Annotated in this window: 13 protein-coding genes; 9 read left to right on the forward strand and 4 right to left on the reverse strand. The window is 65.1% G+C overall.

Annotated elements, in window-relative coordinates:
- Positions 1-20 precede the first annotated feature (20 nt).
- Positions 21-3,836 carry a multifunctional oxoglutarate decarboxylase/oxoglutarate dehydrogenase thiamine pyrophosphate-binding subunit/dihydrolipoyllysine-residue succinyltransferase subunit gene (locus AC1D14_RS01320; RefSeq protein WP_230116939.1) on the reverse strand — a complete coding sequence of 1,272 codons (3,816 nt, stop codon included), beginning with the start codon at positions 3,834-3,836 and terminating at the stop codon, positions 21-23.
- 549 nt (positions 3,837-4,385) lie between these two features.
- On the opposite strand from AC1D14_RS01320, the gene AC1D14_RS01325 reads away from it, so the two are divergent.
- From AC1D14_RS01325 to AC1D14_RS01345, 5 genes are all read left to right on the forward strand, one after another.
- Positions 4,386-5,795 carry a hemolysin family protein gene (locus AC1D14_RS01325; protein WP_230116938.1) on the forward strand — a complete coding sequence of 470 codons (1,410 nt, stop codon included), beginning with the start codon at positions 4,386-4,388 and terminating at the stop codon, positions 5,793-5,795.
- The gene (locus AC1D14_RS01330) at positions 5,792-6,862 is read left to right on the forward strand and encodes a hemolysin family protein (RefSeq protein ID WP_230116937.1); all 1,071 of its coding nucleotides are present in this window, start codon (positions 5,792-5,794) and stop codon (positions 6,860-6,862) included. Before AC1D14_RS01325 ends, AC1D14_RS01330 begins: the two co-directional genes overlap by 4 nt.
- A gap of 158 nt (positions 6,863-7,020) precedes the next feature.
- Positions 7,021-7,989: a metal ABC transporter solute-binding protein, Zn/Mn family gene (locus tag AC1D14_RS01335; protein WP_230116936.1), complete on the forward strand. Its 969-nt coding sequence runs from the start codon at positions 7,021-7,023 to the stop codon at positions 7,987-7,989.
- A complete protein-coding gene (locus AC1D14_RS01340; RefSeq protein WP_476967960.1) occupies positions 7,986-8,801 on the forward strand; it encodes a metal ABC transporter ATP-binding protein in 816 nt (271 codons plus the stop codon). Before AC1D14_RS01335 ends, AC1D14_RS01340 begins: the two co-directional genes overlap by 4 nt.
- On the forward strand, positions 8,801-9,691 hold the full coding sequence (locus AC1D14_RS01345; RefSeq protein WP_230116934.1) for a metal ABC transporter permease: 891 nt from the start codon (positions 8,801-8,803) through the stop codon (positions 9,689-9,691). Before AC1D14_RS01340 ends, AC1D14_RS01345 begins: the two co-directional genes overlap by 1 nt.
- 57 nt (positions 9,692-9,748) lie before the next feature.
- Here AC1D14_RS01345 and AC1D14_RS01350 read toward each other — a convergent pair whose 3' ends face one another.
- Positions 9,749-10,213: a Fur family transcriptional regulator gene (locus AC1D14_RS01350; RefSeq protein ID WP_290369697.1), complete on the reverse strand. Its 465-nt coding sequence runs from the start codon at positions 10,211-10,213 to the stop codon at positions 9,749-9,751.
- A 96-nt stretch (positions 10,214-10,309) separates the two neighbouring features.
- On the opposite strand from AC1D14_RS01350, the gene AC1D14_RS01355 reads away from it, so the two are divergent.
- Positions 10,310-10,966 carry an MBL fold metallo-hydrolase gene (locus AC1D14_RS01355; protein WP_230116933.1) on the forward strand — a complete coding sequence of 219 codons (657 nt, stop codon included), beginning with the start codon at positions 10,310-10,312 and terminating at the stop codon, positions 10,964-10,966.
- Positions 10,967-11,006: 40 nt separating this feature from the next.
- Here AC1D14_RS01355 and AC1D14_RS01360 read toward each other — a convergent pair whose 3' ends face one another.
- Complete coding sequence (locus AC1D14_RS01360; RefSeq protein WP_230116932.1) at positions 11,007-12,089, reverse strand: PLP-dependent cysteine synthase family protein; 1,083 nt, start codon at positions 12,087-12,089, stop codon at positions 11,007-11,009.
- A 127-nt stretch (positions 12,090-12,216) separates the two neighbouring features.
- Between AC1D14_RS01360 and AC1D14_RS01365 the strand changes: the two genes are divergently transcribed.
- The 3 genes from AC1D14_RS01365 to AC1D14_RS01375 all read left to right on the forward strand — a co-directional run bounded on the left by AC1D14_RS01365 (position 12,217) and on the right by AC1D14_RS01375 (position 14,788).
- On the forward strand, positions 12,217-13,071 hold the full coding sequence (locus AC1D14_RS01365) for a sulfurtransferase (protein ID WP_230116931.1): 855 nt from the start codon (positions 12,217-12,219) through the stop codon (positions 13,069-13,071).
- 131 nt (positions 13,072-13,202) lie between these two features.
- Entirely contained in the window at positions 13,203-14,363 is a 1,161-nt protein-coding gene (locus tag AC1D14_RS01370) for an NAD(P)-dependent alcohol dehydrogenase (protein ID WP_230116930.1), read from the forward strand.
- Complete coding sequence (locus tag AC1D14_RS01375; protein WP_230116929.1) at positions 14,360-14,788, forward strand: HIT family protein; 429 nt, start codon at positions 14,360-14,362, stop codon at positions 14,786-14,788. The genes AC1D14_RS01370 and AC1D14_RS01375 overlap by 4 nt, the downstream gene beginning before the upstream one ends.
- 3 nt (positions 14,789-14,791) lie before the next feature.
- On the opposite strand, the gene hrpA is transcribed toward AC1D14_RS01375, so the two are convergent.
- The gene (hrpA, locus tag AC1D14_RS01380) at positions 14,792-18,793 is read right to left on the reverse strand and encodes an ATP-dependent RNA helicase HrpA (RefSeq protein WP_476880806.1); all 4,002 of its coding nucleotides are present in this window, start codon (positions 18,791-18,793) and stop codon (positions 14,792-14,794) included.
- Positions 18,794-18,825: the final 32 nt, after the last annotated feature.

Consider the following 18,825-nt stretch of genomic DNA (forward strand, 5'->3'; position numbering starts at 1 on the left):
CCGGCCGGGCAGCTGCTCTGCTACTTACGGGCGAATGCCTGCTTGAGGAGGGAATCCTGCTCTGCGGCGTGGCGCTTCATGGAACCCGCCGCCGTGGACGCCGAGGCCGGCCGCGAGATCAGGCGAACCTGGCGGTCCAGTGCCTGCGGCAGGTTCAGGCCCATGAACGGCCAAGGGCCCTGGTTCGCGGGTTCGTCCTGCGCCCAGACCACTTCGGCGTTGGGGTACTTGGCCAGTTCAGCTTCGATTTCCGCCTGCGGCAGCGGGTAGAGCTGCTCCACACGGACGATCGCCGTCGAGGTGTCGCCCGTCTTCTGCCGGGTGGACAGCAGATCGTAGTAGAGGCGGCCGGAGACGAGGAGAACGCGTTCGACGGCGTCCGCCTGCAGCTGCTCATGCTCACCAATGACCGGCCGGAAGCCGCCTGTGGTGAAGTCTTCCACGGCAGAAGCCGCAGCCTTGAGGCGCAGCAGCTGCTTCGGCGTGAAGATGATGAGCGGCTTGCGCGGGCGGCTGTACGCCTGGCGGCGCAGCAGGTGGAAGTGCGAGGCCGCCGTCGTGGGATTGGCCACGATCATGTTTTCCTCGGCACACATCAGCAGGAACCGCTCGATGCGGGCGGAGGAGTGGTCCGGGCCCTGGCCCTCGTAGCCGTGCGGAAGCATCAGCACGAGCGACGAGCGCTGGCCCCACTTCTGTTCGGCGGAGGAGATGAATTCATCGATGATGGTCTGCGCACCGTTGACGAAGTCGCCGAACTGCGCTTCCCAGAGCACCAGGGCATCCGGACGCTCCACCGAGTAGCCGTATTCGAAGCCCATGGCCGCGTATTCGGACAGCAGGGAGTCGTAGATCCACAGCTTGGCCTGGTTGTCCGAGAGATTGCCCAGGGGCAGCCACTCGTTGCCGTTGGCGCGGTCGTGGAAAACTGCGTGGCGCTGCACGAACGTGCCGCGGCGGGAGTCCTGGCCGGCGAGGCGCACGGGTACGCCCTCCATGATGAGCGAACCGAAGGCCGCGATCTCGCCGAAGCCCCAGTCGATGCCGCCTTCGCGGGACATCTGCTCACGCTTCTCAAGCAGCTGCTTGAGCTTCGCATGGACGGTGAAGCCCTCGGGAATCTCCACGTGGGCCTTGCCGATCCGGGCCAGCGTATCTGCCGAGACTGCGGTGGATGCCGGGGCGTTGGTACCGAAGTCCGACTGCTGAGCCTGGGGCCGCTCGATGTCCGAGACCGCCGCGGAGTCCGCAGTGATGATCGGGATCGGCGAGGTCTGCGCCGCGTGGGTTTCGGCGAACACGCGCTCAAGGCGTTCCTGGTAGTCGCGCAGCAGCTGCTCGGCTTCGTCCTCGGTGATGTCGCCGCGGCCGATCAGTGATTCGGTGTAGAGCTTGCGGACCGAGCGCTTGGCCTCGATGAGGTTGTACATGAGCGGCTGGGTCATCGAGGGGTCGTCGCCCTCGTTGTGGCCGCGGCGCCGGTAGCAGACCATGTCGATGACAACGTCCTTGTGGAACTTCTGGCGGAATTCGTAGGCGAGCTGGCCGATGCGGACCACTGCCTCCGGATCGTCGCCGTTCACGTGGAACACCGGTGCCTGGATCATCTTGGCGACATCCGTGGAGTAGGTGGAGGAACGCGAAGAGGACGGTGCGGTGGTGAAGCCGACCTGGTTGTTGACCACGACGTGGATGGTGCCTCCGGTGCGGTAGCCGCGCAGCTGGGAGAGGTTGAGGGTCTCAGCAACCACACCCTGGCCGGCGAAGGCTGCGTCACCGTGGACCATGATGGGCAGCACGGGGAAGGCCTCGCCCTGGTCCAGGCGGTCCTGCTTGGCGCGGACGATGCCCTCAAGCACGGAGTCAACAGCCTCGAGGTGCGAGGGGTTGGCGGCCAGGTAGACCTTGGTCTCGTTGCCGCTGTCCGATGTGAACGTGCCCTCGGTGCCCAGGTGGTACTTGACGTCGCCGGAGCCCTGCACGGAGCGGGGATCCTGGGTGCCCTCGAACTCGCGGAAAACCTGGGCGTAGGTCTTGCCGGCGATGTTGGTGAGCACATTGAGCCGTCCGCGGTGGGCCATGCCAATGGCCACTTCGTCCAGTCCGTCGTCGGCGGCATCGGAGATGATGGCGTCAAGCAGCGGAATCAGGGACTCGCCACCCTCAAGGGAGAAGCGCTTCTGGCCGACGAACTTGGTCTGCAGGAAGGTCTCGAAGGCCTCTGCGGCGTTGAGCTTGGAGACGATACGCAGCTGCTCTTCGCGGCTCGGCTTGGAATACGGGTGTTCCAGCTGGTCCTGGAACCACTTGCGCTCGGCGGGCTCCTGGATGTGCATGTACTCGATGCCGGTGGTGCGGCAGTACGCGTCACGAAGCACGCCGAGGATGTCGCGGAAGGCCAGCATGGGTTTGCCGCCGAAGCCGCCAGTCGGCCATTCACGGTCCAGGTCCCACAGCGTCAGGCCGTAGGTAAGGACGTCGAGGTCGGGGTGCTTGCGCTGGACGTACTCCAGCGGATCGGTGTCCGCCATGAGGTGTCCGCGGACACGGTAGGAGTGGATCAGCTGCTGGATCCTGGCGACCTTGTTGATCTGGTCGGAGGGATCCACCTGAAGGTCCGGGCTCCAGCGCACCGGCTCGTAGGGGATGCGCAGGGATTCGAAGATTTCGTCGTAGAAGTCCTGGGCGCCGAGCAGGAGCTGGTGAACGAGCTTGAGGAACTCGCCGCTGCCTGCACCCTGGATGACGCGGTGATCATAGGTGGACGTCAGCGTGAGGACCTTGCTGATGGCGTTGTGCGCAATGATCTTCTCGCTGGCACCCTGGAATTCAGCAGGGTAATCCAGGGCGCCGACGCCGATGATGGCAGCCTGGCCCTTGGAGAGGCGGGGCACGGAGTGGACGGTGCCGATGCCGCCGGGGTTGGTCAGCGACACCGTGGTGCCGGCGTGGTCGTCGGCCGTCAGCTTGCCGGAACGGGCCCTCTTGATGAGGTCCTCGTACGTGTGCCAGAACTCCGAGAAGTTGAGGGTCTCAGCCTTCTTGATGTTCGGAACCATGAGCAGGCGTGTGCCGTCAGGCTTCGGCATGTCGATGGCGATGCCGAAGTTCACGTGGGCCGGCTGGACGGCGACGGGCTTGCCGTCGACTTCGTCGTAGTACACGTTCATGGAGGGGAACTGCGAGAGCGCCCGGATGACCGCGTAGCCGATCAGGTGGGTGAAGGAGACTTTGCCGCCGCGTGCTCGGGCAAGGTTGGAGTTGATGACAACGCGGTTGTCGATCAGAAGCTTGGCCGGAATTGCCCGGACGGAGGTGGCCGTGGGCACTTCGAGGCTTGTGACCATGTTGGAGGCGATGGCCTTGGCAGGACCGCGAAGAACGGAGACGACGTCTTCCTCGGGCGCGGTGGGTGCCTTCACGTTTTTGGGGAGCTGGGCCGGAATGGGCTGGGCGCCGGTGCCCGCCTCAGTCTTCTTTGCGCCGTCGCGGGCGACTGTTGCCGGAGCCTTCTTTACGGGTGCGGCCTGTGCCGGCGACGATGCCGGCGGGGCTGCGGGGGGCTGTGGCGCGGGAGCCGCGGCGGCGGGGGCCTTGGCCGGAGCCGGAGGCGCTACCACGGGCATTTCGCGGGTAGCCGGATGGGCCGGCGCGGACGCCGCGCCCGGGGCGCCGTTGGAAGATGGGCCGTTGCCGCTATCAAAAGATTCGAACAAGGGCCACCATTTAGCGTCGACCGTATTCTTGTCCTGCTGATAACGCTCGTACAGTTCGTCAACGAGCCACTCGTTTCCGCCAAATTCCTCTGGTAGACGGTGGCTAGGCTGCTCTGGCACTTGAAATACGCCTCTTCCATGAGTTTGAATTCCTCTGGTCGCCACGGTGCCACGGCACAACAATCGAACCAGTTTCTGTGTCCTATGAACCCAGACCTCTGCCAGTCTAGTTACGATCCCGGCTTAACTGCCAATAAGGGTGACTCAAATCATGTCGCCGCCGAATTGTGGCGCGGGCCTGGCTGAAAACCGGGTGGAAGCGTGCTTCGGCCGCACGCCTGAGCCCCCTCCGGGAGAGTTCGAGCTGCGGCGCACGCACCGTCTGTCCCGTCCCCGCTCCTGTAGACTGCAACTCTTATGGACAGTAAATCTAGGTGCCGGCCTGGGGGCTGTCAGCGGAGCAGAATCAGCACCGCCGCGCAGCCCACCCGCAGAGCCGGCAAACCCCGTTCACGATCCCGTCAACGTCCGTCGCTCCACTTTGCTGGAATCTCCCAGGAAGCAGCGCAGGCCTCGGCCGACCATCCTCCGCCTGGCCCTTCTCCATTGCTTGGTAGCTGCCCCGCTTGCAGGGACAGCTTCGCTCTGCGTATCCAGGCAGGCTGCTAGATGGAGTGGCTTCTCCTCGCAGCCGGGTTTCTGCTTATTCTCGGCACCGGCTTCTTCGTCGCCGTCGAATTTTCCCTCATAGCGCTTGACCAGCCCACCGTGCAGCGCGCGGTGGACAACGGCGACACGGCGGCAATTCCGCTGCTTAGATGCCTTAAGTCGCTGTCCACACAGCTGTCCAGTTGCCAGCTGGGCATCACCATGACGACCCTGCTCACCGGCTACGTCATGGAACCATCGGTCGGGGCGCTGGTCGAGGGGCCGCTTACCGCCTTCGGAACCCCCGAAGCAGTTGCCGGATCCGTCTCCCTTGTGATCGCCATGGCGGTGGCTACCCTTCTCTCGATGCTGCTGGGCGAACTGGTCCCAAAGAACATGGCGATTGCGCTGTCCTTCCGCATCGGACGGGCGGTGGCGCGGCCCCAGCTGATGTTCACGGCAATCTTCAAGCCCGCCATCGTTCTGCTTAACGGCTTCTCGAACAAGGTCCTCAATGCTTTCGGGCTGGAAGCGAAAGAGGAGATCTCCGGGGCGCGTACGCCTGCGGAACTGGCGTCCCTGGTGCGCAGGTCTGCCGCCATGGGGACCCTTGACGCGGGCACCGCGAACTTCATCGCTCGGACCCTGAATTTCTCGGGCCGTACCGCCGCAGACGTCATGACGCCACGCATCCGCGTGGAAACCATCGACGCCGACCAGCCGGTCTCCGACATTCTTGACGCCGCCCGCCGCACCGGATATTCGCGCTTTCCCGTGATCGGCGATTCCGCTGACGATATCCGCGGGCTGGTCCACGTCAAGAAGGCGATTGCGGTTCCGGCGGACAGGAGGCCCAACCTGGAAGCAGGAGCAATCATGACGGAGGTTCTCCGGGTACCGGAGACCATCCACCTCGATGCCCTGCTGGCGGAACTCCGGGAAGGCAACCTGCAGCTAGCTGTGGTGCTGGACGAGTACGGCGGAACCGCAGGCATCGCCACGCTGGAGGACCTCGTTGAGGAAATCGTGGGCGAAGTAGCCGATGAACACGACAAGGTGCGGCCGGGCCTGCTGCAAAGCGCCTCGGGTGACTGGTATTTCCCCGGCCTGCTGCGGCCGGATGAACTGTCCGAACAGATTCCCGGGCTCAGCGTTCCAGACGAAGCTGCCTATGAAACGGTAGGCGGCTACGTCATGAGCGAACTTGGGCGCATAGCCCTGGTGGGGGACACCGTAAAGGTCGGCGGCGGAACACTGAGCGTCACCCGGATGGACGGTCGCCGCATAGACCGGATCTGTTTCAAGCCCGACCACGAGCATCACGACGAGAACTCGGGGAACACAACGTCGCAGAATGCGAAGTCAGAGAACGCGAAGTCAGAGAACGTGAATTCACAGAACGCCACGTCCGGAAACGGCGGTGCGGCATGAGTGACTGGGCCGGAATTCTCTGGCTGGTAGTGCTCCTCATCGGCAACGCGTTCTTTGTGGCGGCCGAGTTCGCGGTCATGTCGGCGCGCCGCAGCCAGATCGAGCCGCTGGCGGACGCAGGTTCCATGCGCGCCCAGACCACACTGCGCGCCATGGAGAACGTCTCCCTGATGCTCGCCTGCGCGCAGCTGGGCATCACCGTCTGCTCCTTGCTCATCTTGCAGGTCGCGGAACCGGCAATCCACCACCTGCTGGCTGTGCCGCTGGAAGCATTCGGCGTGCCGGTGGAAATTGCCGACGTCGCGGCCTTCGGCGTGGCACTGATGGTGGTGACATTCCTGCACGTGACGTTCGGCGAGATGGTGCCGAAGAACATCTCCGTCTCCGTTGCGGACAAGGCGGCCCTGCTGCTGGCTCCGCCGCTCATGTTCATCGCACGGATCGTTAACCCTGCCATCGTCGCGCTGAACTGGTCCGCGAACCACATTTTGAGGCTGATGCGGATCGAGCCCAAGGACGAGGTCAACTCGTCGTTTACGCTGGAGGAAGTCCAGTCCATCGTGCAGGAATCCACCCGGCACGGCCTCGTGGACGACGACGCCGGGCTCATCACGGGCGCCCTCGAATTCTCCGAACATGCGGCAGCCCACGTCATGGTTCCGCTGGACAAGCTGGTCATGATGAAGGCCGCCACCACGCCCTTGGAATTCGAAAAAGCCGTCAGCCGCACCGGGTTCTCACGCTTCCCGATGCTCGACGACGACGGCATGCTGTCCGGTTATCTCCACATCAAGGATGTGCTCTCCATCCCCGAATCCGGGTACCAGCACCCTATTGCCGAAAGCCGCATCAGATCGCTGGCGAACCTCTCACGGGACGACGAGATTGAAAACGCGATGTCCGTCATGCAGCGCACTGGCTCGCACCTGGCACGCGTGATCGGGCCGGACGGCCGAACGGAGGGGGTGCTGTTCCTGGAGGACGTGATCGAGCAGCTCGTGGGCGAAATCCGCGATGCGACCCAGGCAAAGGGGATCCGCCGGCTGGGCCAGCCGGACGGGGAATAACAGAACTGCATGTGGAGCAAGGGCCGCGGGAAACGAACCCCGCGGCCCTTGCCAATCCCGGCCCGATCAGTCCTAAATAGGAATCATTCCCATTTAGGACTACACTTTGTAGGGTTGCAGATCCCGCAAAATGCCGCTTCCAGAACCGAGGTCTTTCCGTGCGCAGAATCGTCCGATCGTCCCTGACCGCCGCCGTGGCGGGCCTCGGGCTGCTGCTCACGGCGTGCGGTCCGACGGCGGGTGTCCCCGCCAAGGCGGACGGCAACGGCATCGCCGTGGTCGCCTCGACCAATGTGTACGGGGATATCGTCCGGGCGATCGGCGGGGACAAAGTCAAAGTCACGGCCATCATTTCCCGTCCCAGCCAGGACCCGCACTCCTACGAGGCCAGCGCCCAGGACCGGCTGGCGATTTCCAAGGCGAAGCTGGTGCTGGAAAACGGCGGCGGCTACGACGACTTCATCCACACCATGGCCGACGACAGCGGCATCCCTCACGAGAACATCATCAACGCCGTGGAAGTATCGGGGCTGGCCCCTGCAGCGGAGAGCACGGCATCGGCGCACGCCGAGAGCGGCCACGCCCATAGCCACGGTGAATTCAACGAACACGTCTGGTACAGCCTCCGGGCCATGTCCCGCCTCGCGGACTCAGTGGCAGCCAAACTGGAATCGATCGACTCCGGGTCCGCAGCAGAGTTCAGTGCAAACGCCGCTTCCTTCAAGGCAGGGCTCACCAAAATCGAAACCAGGCTTGCCACGGTCAAGGCCGCCCACGGCGGGTCGCAGGTGGCCGTGACCGAACCCGTACCCCTCTACCTCCTGGAATCGGCAGGGCTCGTCAACCGCACCCCTGCTGAGTACACGGCCGCGATTGAAGAAGGCACGGACGTGCCTCCCGCCGTCCTGAGGGCCGCCACCGCACTCGCTGCCTCGTCCGACATCCGTTTCCTCGCCTACAACGAGCAGACGGAGGGTCCCCAGACCGAGGCGCTGAAGAACGCGGCCAACGCGGCCGGTAAGCCGGTGCTGAACTTCAGCGAGACACTGCCCGAGGGCAAGACCTACCTGCAGTGGATGGCGGACAATGTGGGGAACATCAGCAACTCCCTGGAGCGAAAAAGTTGAACCCCGTCATTAGCCTGCGCAAGGCATCCCTGAAGTTTGGCAAGCGGGCGCTCTGGGAAGACCTTGACCTCGATATCAAACCAGGGGAGTTCTTTGCGGTCCTCGGCCCCAACGGCAGCGGAAAGACCAGCTTCCTTAAGGTGCTGCTGGGGTTGCAGGAACTGCATTCGGGCAAGGCCAGTCTTGGCGGCCATCCTGTTGAACGCGGGAGCCGGCTGATCGGATACATCCCGCAGCAAAAGCCGTTCCCTCCGGACACGCCCATGCGGGCCCGTGATCTCGTGGGGCTCGGCGTTGACGGCCACCGCTGGGGCATCCGGCTGGGAAACGCCAAGGCCAACCGCAGGATTGACGAACTGCTGGATCTGGTGGGGGCCAGCGACTACGCCAAGGTACCGGTGGGGCAGCTCTCGGGCGGCGAACAGCAAAGGCTGCGCGTGGCTCAGGCGCTCGCCGCCGACCCCAAGGTGCTGCTCTGCGACGAGCCGCTGCTGTCACTCGACCTGCACCACCAGCAGGCAGTCAGCGCACTCATCAACAAGCAATGCCATGAGCAGGAAAGCGCAGTGGTCTTTGTGACCCACGAAATCAATCCGATCATCGACTATGTCGACCGGATCCTGTACCTAGCCGGCGGGCGCTTCAGTGTGGGGACGCCGCACGAGGTCATGACCACGGACGTCCTCTCGGAGCTGTACGACAGCCACGTGGAAGTGATCCACGCGAACGGAAGAATCGTCGTCGTCGGACTCCCGGACGCCACCACCCACCATCACGACGATGCGCACGCAACGGCGGGGGAGGGTGCCTGATGGATCCGGAAGGCATCCTGCAGTCGATTTTCAACTTCGAAAATTACGGTGAGCTGCTGGTCCTGGTGCAGAACTCCCTCTGGGCCGGAGCCGTCCTCGGCCTCCTGGGCGGCCTCGTGGGCACCTTCGTCATGAAGCGCGATCTGGCCTTCGCCGTGCACGGCATCTCCGAACTCTCGTTCGCCGGCGCAGCCTTTGCGCTGCTCATAGGCGCGGACGTTGTGTTAGGGTCACTGATCGGCTCGGTGACGGCCGCCCTCCTGCTGGGACTCATGGGAGTGCGGGCACGGGACAAGAACTCCATTATCGGCGTCATCATGCCGTTCGGCCTCGGGCTGGGCATCCTGTTCCTGTCGCTCTATGAAGGGCGGGCGGCCAACAAGTTCGGGCTCCTGACCGGACAGATCGTCTCTGTGGACACCGTGCAGCTGCAGGTACTGGCCGGAACCGCGGTGGTGGTCATGGCTGCACTGTGCGCCATTTGGCGTCCGTTGAGCTTCGCGAGCGTCGATCCCGAACTCGCCGAAGCCCGCGGTGTTCCCGTGCGTACGCTGGCACTGGCCTTCATGGTGCTGCTGGGCGTGAGCGTGGCCCTGTCCATCCAGATCGTGGGTGCGCTGCTGGTGCTCGCCCTGCTGATCACCCCGGCCGCGGCCGCGCTGAGGATCACGTCGTCTCCGCGCCTGGTGGTGCTCCTGAGCGTGCTGTTTGCCGTCGCCGCGACGGTGGGCGGCATCCTCCTGGCCCTCGGCGGCCGCATCCCGATCAGCCCCTACGTGACCACACTGTCGTTCCTGATCTACGTGGTCTGCAGGGTGATCGGAAGCGTCCGGGCCAAGCGCGGCCTCAACGGACGCGTCATGCGGACGGTGCAGCGCCGGCCTGCGTAGCGCCGGTGGCAAGGTTCGGACGGCATAATGCCGTCTGGGCGGCGCCGCCAGTGCAGGCTATTTAGCGCCGGCCTTTCGGGCGGTGCAGTCGGGGCAGAGCCCAAAGATCTCCACCGTATGTGCCACCTCTGAGTACCCGTGCTCCTGGGCCGTCCGGGCGGCCCAGGTTTCCACCGCGGGGGCTTCGACTTCCACGGCCTTGCCGCAGCTCCGGCACAGGAGGTGGTGATGGTGCCCGGTCACTGCACACCGGCGGTAGACAGCCTCGCCGTCGGCGTTCCGCAGCACGTCCACGAGTCCGTCGTCCGCAAGGGACTGCAAAATTCGGTAGGCCGTGGCCAGCGAGACCGAGACCCCCTGGTTCTGGAGGATACGGTACAGCTCCTGTGTGCTCACGAAGTCATCAAGCTCGTCCAGCGCGGCACTTACGGCCAGCCGTTGCTTGGTGACGCGCTGCTCTTTTCCGCCGGCTGCCGCCAAAGGGGTCAGCGGACTGCCGTCAGCGCTGGCGCCGTGTGGCATGAATGGACTCGCTTCGCTAAGGGATACTGGCAAGGTCCTAGATTACCAGCCGGACGTCCGTGGACACTGACGGGGCCGGTTCCCTAGGCTGGCCAGATGAAGCTGACAAAGTACACCCACGCGTGCGTGCGCCTCGAAAAAGACGGGCAGGTGCTGGTGCTCGATCCGGGGACCTTCTCCGAGGCCGCCAAAGCGCTGGACGGCGCGCACGCCGTCCTCATCACGCACGAACACAAGGACCACATTGATGTGGCAGCCGTGAAATCTGCCCTCACGGCCAATGGGGACCTGCAGCTCTTCGCACCGGCAGGGGTGGCGGAAGACCTCCGCAGCGAAGCACCTGGCGCGGCGTCCCGCGTCCATGCCGTGGACCCCGGAACAAGTTTTGATGCTGCCGGATTCGGGATTCGGAGCTTCGGAGGGCAGCATGCGCTGATCCACCCGCACGTTCCCATGGTGGCCAACATCGGCTATCTCGTGGATGAAAACGTCTACCACCCCGGCGACTCGTTCATCATTCCGGATGGCATCAGCGTGCAGACGCTCCTGGTGCCGGTTCACGCGCCGTGGAACAAGGTCAGCGAGGTGGTGGATTTCGTGATTGGCGTGCGCGCGCCGCGGGCGTTTCCCATCCATGACGCACTCCTCAACGGCACCGGAATGGAGCTGGTGGAGGGCCACGTTAAGAGGCTGGGCGCCAGGTACGGCACGGAGTACACCCACCTGTCCAGCGGCGAATCCGTCGACGTCTGACTTCGTTGCCGTTTGGGTCCGTCGAAGGGCCGCCGGGCGGCTACGGCTTCCAGACGCCGGAATCGAAAAATGCCCTGAGCGTGCCCTCATGCGGCTCGGGATCGAGTCCCTGCGCTGCCAGCCACGCAGCGTTGTAGTAGTTGCCCGCATAGCGGTCACCGCCGTCGCACATCAGCGAAACGATGCTGCCCCGCTGCCCCTCGGCGACCATCTCCGCCACGAGCTGCCACACGCCCCAAAGGTTGGTGCCGGTGGAGGGCCCGGCGTGCAGTCCCGCCAGGGTATGGAGGTGCCGCATGGCGGCGACCGAGGCGGCATCCGGAACCTGGATCATGCGGTCGATGACGGCAGGGACGAAGCTTGGCTCCATCCGGGGCCGGCCGATGCCCTCGATCCGTGAGGGAAGGCCCGTGCTGAAGTCAGCGGCACCGCTGCGCCAGCCCGGATAAAAGGCCGAATTTTCCGGATCAACCACAGCCAGTTCCGTCTCATGCCGGTGATAGCGGAGGTACCGGCCGATCGTGGCGCTGGTCCCGCCCGTGCCCGCACCCACTACGATCCACCGGGGGACAGAGTGCTCCTCCAGGGCGAGCTGCTGGAAGATGGACTCTGCGATGTTGTTGTTGCCGCGCCAGTCTGTGGCGCGTTCCGCATAGGTGAACTGGTCCATGTAATGGCCGTTGCTGGTGTCCGCCACCTCGGCGGCTGCCGCGTAGACCTCCGAAGCGTGGTCCACGAGCAGGCAGGCGCCGCCGAACTGCTCGATCAGGGCGATCTTCTCAGGACTCGTAGTGCGGGTCATGACGGCAATGAACGGCAGCCCCAACAGCTGCGCAAAGTACGCTTCGGAGACCGCCGTGCTGCCGCTGGACGCCTCTACTATGGTGGTGCCCTCCTTAATCCAGCCGTTCACCAAACCGAACAGGAACAGGGAGCGGGCCAGCCGGTGCTTCAAGCTTCCGGAGCGGTGCGTGGACTCGTCCTTGAGGTAGAGCTGTACGCCCCAGTGCTCGGGCAGCGGCACGGAATACAGGTGTGTGTCCGCCGACCTGTTGTTTTCCGCGTTGATCTTGCGGATGGCCTCGTCTGCCCATGCCCGGTCCGCGCTGCGTGCTCTGCTCACCGATTCAGCCTACCGGTGAAGCGGGCGGGCACCGCTAGAGTTGTGCTGCCGGCCCCGGTGCCGCCAGCCACTGTTCGTCCGGGTGCAGTTCATCCAAGCCAAATTCATCCAAGCCACAGGAGATTCGATGGATACCCTGATAGACGTGTCCGCGCTGAACAGCAGGATGACCTCCGGGCAGCGCACCGTGCTGCTGGATATCCGCTGGGCGCTGGGTGATCCCCACGGCCACGGGCACTACCTCAAGGAGCACATCCCCGGTGCCGTCTACGTGGACCTTCCCACCGAATTGGCGGAGCCTGCGGAGCCCGCCCGTGGGCGCCATCCGCTGCCGCCGCTGCACAAGCTCCAGGACGCCGCCCGGCGCTGGGGGATCAGCACGGGCGATGTGGTGGTCGCCTACGACGATGCCGGCAACACCTCGGCGGCCCGGCTCTGGTGGATGCTCCGCAACGCCGGCTTCGGCAGCGTCTACCTGCTCGACGGCGGCCTGGCCGCCTGGCGCCGGGCAGGGTTGCCGCTTCGTGGCGGGCCGGAGGAGACCGCTTCCGGCGACGTGACGCTTACCGACGGCGGCATGCGCGTTATCGACGCTGCTCAGGCGGCGGAATGGGCAACGCGCGGCGTGCTGCTTGATGCCCGTGCCGGGGAGCGGTACCGCGGCGAGATCGAACCCGTGGACCCGCGCGCCGGCCACATTCCCGGGGCTGTCAGCGCGCCTACCACCGGGAACCTGGGCGACGACGGCCGCTTCCTGCCGGCGCAGGACCTCCGGCTCCGCTTCTCGCGGCTGGGAGTGGACGAAGCAACGCAGACTGCGGTCTACTGCGGCTCGGGCGTCACCGCCGCCCATGAGATCGCGGCACTTGAGATCGCCGGCATTCCCGCGGCGCTTTTCCCCGGCTCCTTCTCCCAATGGTCCAACGATGCCTCACGGCCCGTGGCAACCGGTGCAGAGCCCGGAGATGCCAGGCAAGGCTGAGGAGTTTGCGTGCCCGGCCTGGCGACCGGAACGATCCGACCGGAACGATCCGGCGGCACGTTCCGTCCGGCACAGTCCGGTGGGCGTGCGTCGGCTGGCATTGTTCTGGCCGCGGAGGGTAGCGTCGCAGTATGACTCCTGGACGCCCCGTACCACCGCCGCTTGCCCTGCAGATCCCGCTCGCCGAAGACGCTGGAACGGCATCGCCCCTTGAGGGGCGCCTTGCTGCCGCACGCGGCGCCGTGTCCAGCACCGGTGGACTGGTTCCGTTGACCGTCGCCCGGCGGGCTCCGAAGGCCGACGACGTCGAAATCGCCATTGAGTTTTGCGGGCTGTGCCACTCGGATGTGCATGCCACGCGCGGCGAATGGGGCACGCAGAACTATCCGCTGGTGCCCGGGCACGAGATTGTGGGCCGGGTCAGCCGCGTGGGTTCGGACGTGGACGATTTCGCCCCAGGGGACCTCGTCGGCGTGGGCTGCATTGTGGATTCCTGCCGCGAATGTGAAAGCTGCCGTGAGGGACTGGAGCAGTACTGCGAACGGGGCATGACCGGAACCTACGGTGCCAAGGACGCCCGGAACGGCGATTCCATCACCCAGGGCGGCTACGCGTCGTCCGTGGTGGTCGACCGCCGCTACGTCTTGCGTGTACCGGAAAACCTGGACCCCGCCGCCGTGGCGCCGCTCCTGTGCGCAGGCATCACCACGTTCTCGCCGCTGAGCCACTTCGGCGTCGAGGAAGGCGACGTTGTGGGCGTCGTGGGCCTCGGCGGCCTGGGACACATGGCGGTCAAGCTGGCCAAGGCCATGGGTGCAGAGGTTAGGGTCTTCACCACGTCCGAATCGAAGGTCTCGGCGGCCCTGGAACTCGGCGCCGACGCCGTCATCCTCTCCCGCGACGAGGACGCGATGGCCGCCGCGAACCGGAGCATCGACCTCATCATTGACACTGTGGCAGCACCGCACGACCTGAACCCGTTCTTCCGCACACTGCACCGGGACGGGGCCCTGTTCCAGCTGGGGCTTCCTTCCGACGCCATGCCGCCCGTGAACCCGGGCGCACTGATCAGGCGCCGGATCGCCTACGCCGGATCCCTGATCGGGGGCATCGCGGAAACCCAGGAGATGCTGGACTTCTGCGCCGAACACGGCGTGGTTTCCGACGTTGAGATCGTCGGGGCGGACCAGCTGAACGACGCCTACGACCGGATGGTGGCGGGCGACGTCAAGTACCGTTTCGTTCTGGACACAACCACCCTGCAGGCACCGGCGGAAAGGGCAGACGCATGAGCACGCTGTTCACCAAAATTCTCAACGGGGAGATCCCGGGCCGGTTTGTCTGGCGCGAACCGGACGTCGCCGCGTTCCTGACCATGGGCCCGCTGGCGGACGGCCACACACTGGTGGTTCCCACCGAGGAAGTGGACCGCTGGACGGACGCTTCGCCTGAGACGCTGGCCAGGGTCATGGAGGTGGCCCGCCGCATCGGCGCGGTCCAGGTCGAGACCTTCGGTGCAGCCCGCGCAGGCCTCATCGTGGCCGGCTACGAGATCAACCACCTGCACGTCCATGTCTGGCCGTCCAACAGCATGGCCGACTTCGATTTCGCCTCCGCGGACCATAACCCGGACCCTGCCACGCTGGACGCCAACGCGGAAAAGCTCCGCGCCGGGCTCCGCGACGCCGGCCATGGGGAGTTCGTTCCCGACGCCTGAGAACTAGGCCGCCAGGGCCTTGTTGAGCACTGCCCGTATCCGCTTCTCCGAGACGGAGTAGGCGGTTCCAAGTTCGACGGCGAACAGGCTCACCCTCAGCTCCTCGATCATCCAGCGCACCTGCGTCAGCTCGGCTCCCGCCCGGCGGCCGGGCAACAGGGCTGACACGGCGTCGTCATACTCATCCTCCAGCCGCTGCACAGCGGCCATATTAAGCGCATCGCGCTGCACGTTACCCGGTAGCTTTTCGACGCGCTTTTCGATGGCAGCGAGGTAGCGCGGCAGCTGGCTCAGCTGGGCGTAGCCCGTCCGGGCGACGAACCCGGGGAAAACCAGCTGCTCCAGCTGGCTCTTGATGTCGTTGAGCGCGCTGATGAGCGCCAGGCTGGTGGTGCCTTTGAGCTGTTTTTCGATCCGCCGGGTGCTGGCAAGAATGCGCTCCACAACGGCAGTCACGCTAAAGACGGTGTCGATCAATTCCGCGCGGACCTGTTCGAACAGGACGTCGAATGAGGCCCTGTCCCAAGGCAGCCCCGCCGGAGTGAGCTTGTCTATGGCCGCGAGGGCACAATCGGCAATCAGGGCCGCGACAGACCCGTGCGGATTCTGGCTGAAGGTCAGTTTCTCCGTGTTGTTCAGGTGCTCCAGGACATAACGGTCGGGCGCGGGAACCCGCAACGCCAGGAGCCGGATCACTCCGCCGCGCATGGCCTCCTGCTGCTCCGAGGCCGACTGGAAGACGCGCAGCGCCACGGACTTCCCTTCATCCACGAGCCCCGGGTAGCCAGTCACAGTATGACCCTTGACGGTAACGCTGATTTCGCGCTGAATTGTGCCGAAGGACCACTCGGTCAGGCCGGCCTGTTCCGTGAAGCCCTGGCCAGCCGAATTTTGGTCAGCGAATCCCCGGTGTACCTGCTGCCGGTCTCCATGTGTCGGCACGGCGGCAGTGGGTGCTCCCTTCTTGGCGGCGCGCGGCGCGGCAGTGGCCGGTGTGGCGCCCAGCGATTCCGCGATGGCCCGCCGGGTGGCAGGCGCAAGCCGCTCCTGCAGTGCTTCAAGATCCTTGCCTTCATCCAGCACCTTGCCGCGGCTGTCCACCACCTTGAAGCTCACGCGAAGGTGCTGGGGAACGGCGTCCCAGTTCCAGGACCCGGGCGGAATGATGTGCCCGCGGATCCGCCGCAGCACCAGCTCCAGCGATGACTCGAGTTCGTCCCCGGCGGGATCAAATTCGGCCTCCAGCGCAGCAACTGCCTGCCTGGCAACGTCCGGAGCCGGAACGAAGTTTTTGCGGATCTGCTTGGGCAGCGATTTGATGAGTGCAGTGACCAGTTCCACGCGCTGGCCCGGGATCAGCCAGCGGAAGGCGGCGTCGTCGAGCTGGTTCAGGAAAAGGACCGGAACTTCCGCGGTAACGCCGTCGGAGGGATTGGGCGGCGATCCTGGCGCCACCGGGTGGAACTCGTAGCTCAGGGGCAGCTCGAATCCCTTGTGCAGCAATGTCTTGGGGTAGGCAGAGTCATCCAGTGCCTCGGCATCCTCGCTGAGGAGCAGCGACTGGTCAAAGTCCAGGAGCGCCGCGTCCTGCTGCCGGGCCTCCTTCCACCATTTGTCGAAGTGCCGCTCCGAGACAACGTCCTTGCCCACCCTGGCGTCGTAGAACTCGAAGAGTGTTTCGTCGTCCACCAGCAGGTCGCGGCGGCGCATCCTCGCTTCGAGTTCCTCCACTTCCTGAAGGAGCGCGCGGTTGCGGTGGAAGAACTTGTGGTGCGTCTTCCAGTCACCCTCGACCAGCGCGTGCCGGATGAACAGCTCGCGGGCGAGGACGGGATCGACCTTGCCGTAGTTGATACGCCGCTGGGCGATGATGGGCACGCCATAAAGGGTGACCTTCTCGTAGGCCATGACGGCGCCCATTTTCGTGGACCAGTGCGGTTCACTGTAGGTGCGCTTGACGAGGTCCGGAGCCACCTGCTCGGCCCACGACGGCTCAAACTTGGCGGCCACCCTGGCCCAGAGCCTGCTGGTTTCCACGAGCTCCGCGGCCATGACAAAGGTGGGGGACTTTTTGAACAGGGCGGAGCCGGGGAAGATCGCGAAGCGGCTGCCGCGTGCACCGGCATACTCCCGCTTGCGCTCGTCCAGGATGCCTATGTGGCTGAGCAGGCCGGAGAGGAGACTGATGTGGATGCCCTCGTTGTTTCCCACCGGATCTGCCAGCCGCTTGTTATCCAGGCTGATGCCCAGGGGGCGGGCAAGCTGCCGGAGCTGGGCGAACAGATCCTGCCACTCACGGACCCGGAGGTAGTTGATGAACTCGTTCCGGCACAGGCGGCGGAACTGAGTGGAGGACAGTTCCTGCTGCTTTTCCTGGATGTAGTTCCATAGGTTCAGGAAGCCGGTGAAGTCGGAATTCTCATCACGGAAGCGGGCGTGCTTTTCCGCGGCGAGCTGCTGCTTGCCTGAGCCGTCCCCCTGGGGGCGCTCGCGCGGGTCCTGGATGGTCAGCGCGGCCGCCAGGACCATGACTTCGCGGACGCAGCCGCGTTTTCCTGCTTCGACGATCATGCGGCCCAGGCGCGGATCCACCGGCAGCTGCGCAAGCTGCTGACCGACGGCGGTAAGCCCGCCGCCGTTGCGGCCGGAACCGCCGCCCCGTCCGGCGGAGGTTGCGGCATCGGCAGCTTGGGGAGTGCTCAAGGCGCCAAGCTCCCGGAGGAGCGTGACGCCGTCGTTGATTGCGCGGGAGTCCGGCGGCTCCACGAACGGGAATTTTTCGATGTCCTTGGGCCCGCGGGCCACTCCCATGGCTGTCATCTGGAGGATTACGGCGGCCAGGTTGGTGCGCAGGATCTCCGGGTCCGTGTAGAGCGGCCTGGATTCGAAGTCCTCCTCAGAGTAGAGGCGGATGGCGATGCCGTCGGACACGCGCCCGCAGCGGCCTGACCGCTGGTTGGCCGAAGCCTGCGAAACGCGTTCAATCGGCAGCCGCTGGACCTTGGTGCGGTGTGAATATCGTGAGATGCGGGCGGTGCCGGTGTCGATGACGTACTTGATGCCCGGCACTGTCAGGGAGGTCTCGGCGACGTTCGTTGCGAGCACGATCCGCCGCTTGCTGCCGGGGTTGAACACGCGGTGCTGTTCCTCCAGGCTCAGCCGCGCAAAGAGCGGAAGCACTTCGGTGCCGGCGAGGCGCCGGTTGGACTGGATTCTGGCGTTCAGGGCTTCCGCGGCATCCCGGATTTCGCGCTCGCCGGAGAAGAAGATGAGGATGTCGCCGGGTGCCTCCAGGGCGAGCTCATCCACGGCGTCACACACCGCATCGAGAGGGTCCCGGTCTTCCTCGAGCTCGTCGTCGGATGCGTTCTCGTCGTCTGCGCCGCCCCCGGCCGGCTGGGACAGCGGCCGGTAGCGGATCTCCACGGGAAACGTGCGCCCAGAGACCTCGACGATGGGCGCCTGTGCCTCCTCTGATCCGAAGTGCTTCGCGAAGCGCTCGGGATCGATGGTGGCGGAGGTGATGATCACCTTCAGGTCCGGGCGCTGCGGCAGGATCCGCTTGAGGTAGCCGAGGATGAAGTCGATGTTGAGGCTGCGCTCATGGGCCTCGTCGATGATGATGGCGTTGTATTTGCGCAGCAGTTTGTCGCGCTGGATTTCGGCCAGCAGGATGCCGTCGGTCATGAGTTTGACCTTGGTGGACCGGCTGACCTCGCCCGTAAACCGGACCTGGAATCCCACTTCCTGGCCGATCTCCACGCCGAGTTCGGAGGCAATGCGTTCAGCCACCGTGCGGGCAGCGAGCCGCCGCGGCTGCGTATGCCCGATCAGCCCGTTGTCTCCGAGGCCCAGTTCCAGGCACATCTTGGGGATCTGGGTGGTTTTTCCCGAGCCGGTCTCGCCGGCAATGATGGTCACCTGATTGGCGGCAATGGCCGCCATCAGGTCCTCGCGGCGCTCGGAGACCGGCAACTCGGCGGGGTAGGAGATATGAAAAGTCATGGCTGGTATCAGTCTACTGCGGCCCGGGAGGG

The organism is Arthrobacter sp. P1_B11, assembly GCF_056406715.1.

What these genes read in the sequence shown, in the direction of transcription:
- AC1D14_RS01350 (WP_290369697.1), bottom strand. Translation starts at nt 10,213, where the DNA reads ATGCCACACGGCGCCAGCGCTGACGGCAGTCCGCTGACCCCTTTGGCG.
- AC1D14_RS01365 (WP_230116931.1), top strand. Translation starts at nt 12,217, where the DNA reads ATGGATACCCTGATAGACGTGTCCGCGCTGAACAGCAGGATGACCTCC.
- AC1D14_RS01375 (WP_230116929.1), top strand. Translation starts at nt 14,360, where the DNA reads ATGAGCACGCTGTTCACCAAAATTCTCAACGGGGAGATCCCGGGCCGG.
- AC1D14_RS01355 (WP_230116933.1), top strand. Translation starts at nt 10,310, where the DNA reads ATGAAGCTGACAAAGTACACCCACGCGTGCGTGCGCCTCGAAAAAGAC.
- AC1D14_RS01345 (WP_230116934.1), top strand. Translation starts at nt 8,801, where the DNA reads ATGGATCCGGAAGGCATCCTGCAGTCGATTTTCAACTTCGAAAATTAC.
- hrpA (WP_476880806.1), bottom strand. Translation starts at nt 18,793, where the DNA reads ATGACTTTTCATATCTCCTACCCCGCCGAGTTGCCGGTCTCCGAGCGC.
- AC1D14_RS01370 (WP_230116930.1), top strand. Translation starts at nt 13,203, where the DNA reads ATGACTCCTGGACGCCCCGTACCACCGCCGCTTGCCCTGCAGATCCCG.
- AC1D14_RS01330 (WP_230116937.1), top strand. Translation starts at nt 5,792, where the DNA reads ATGAGTGACTGGGCCGGAATTCTCTGGCTGGTAGTGCTCCTCATCGGC.
- AC1D14_RS01325 (WP_230116938.1), top strand. Translation starts at nt 4,386, where the DNA reads ATGGAGTGGCTTCTCCTCGCAGCCGGGTTTCTGCTTATTCTCGGCACC.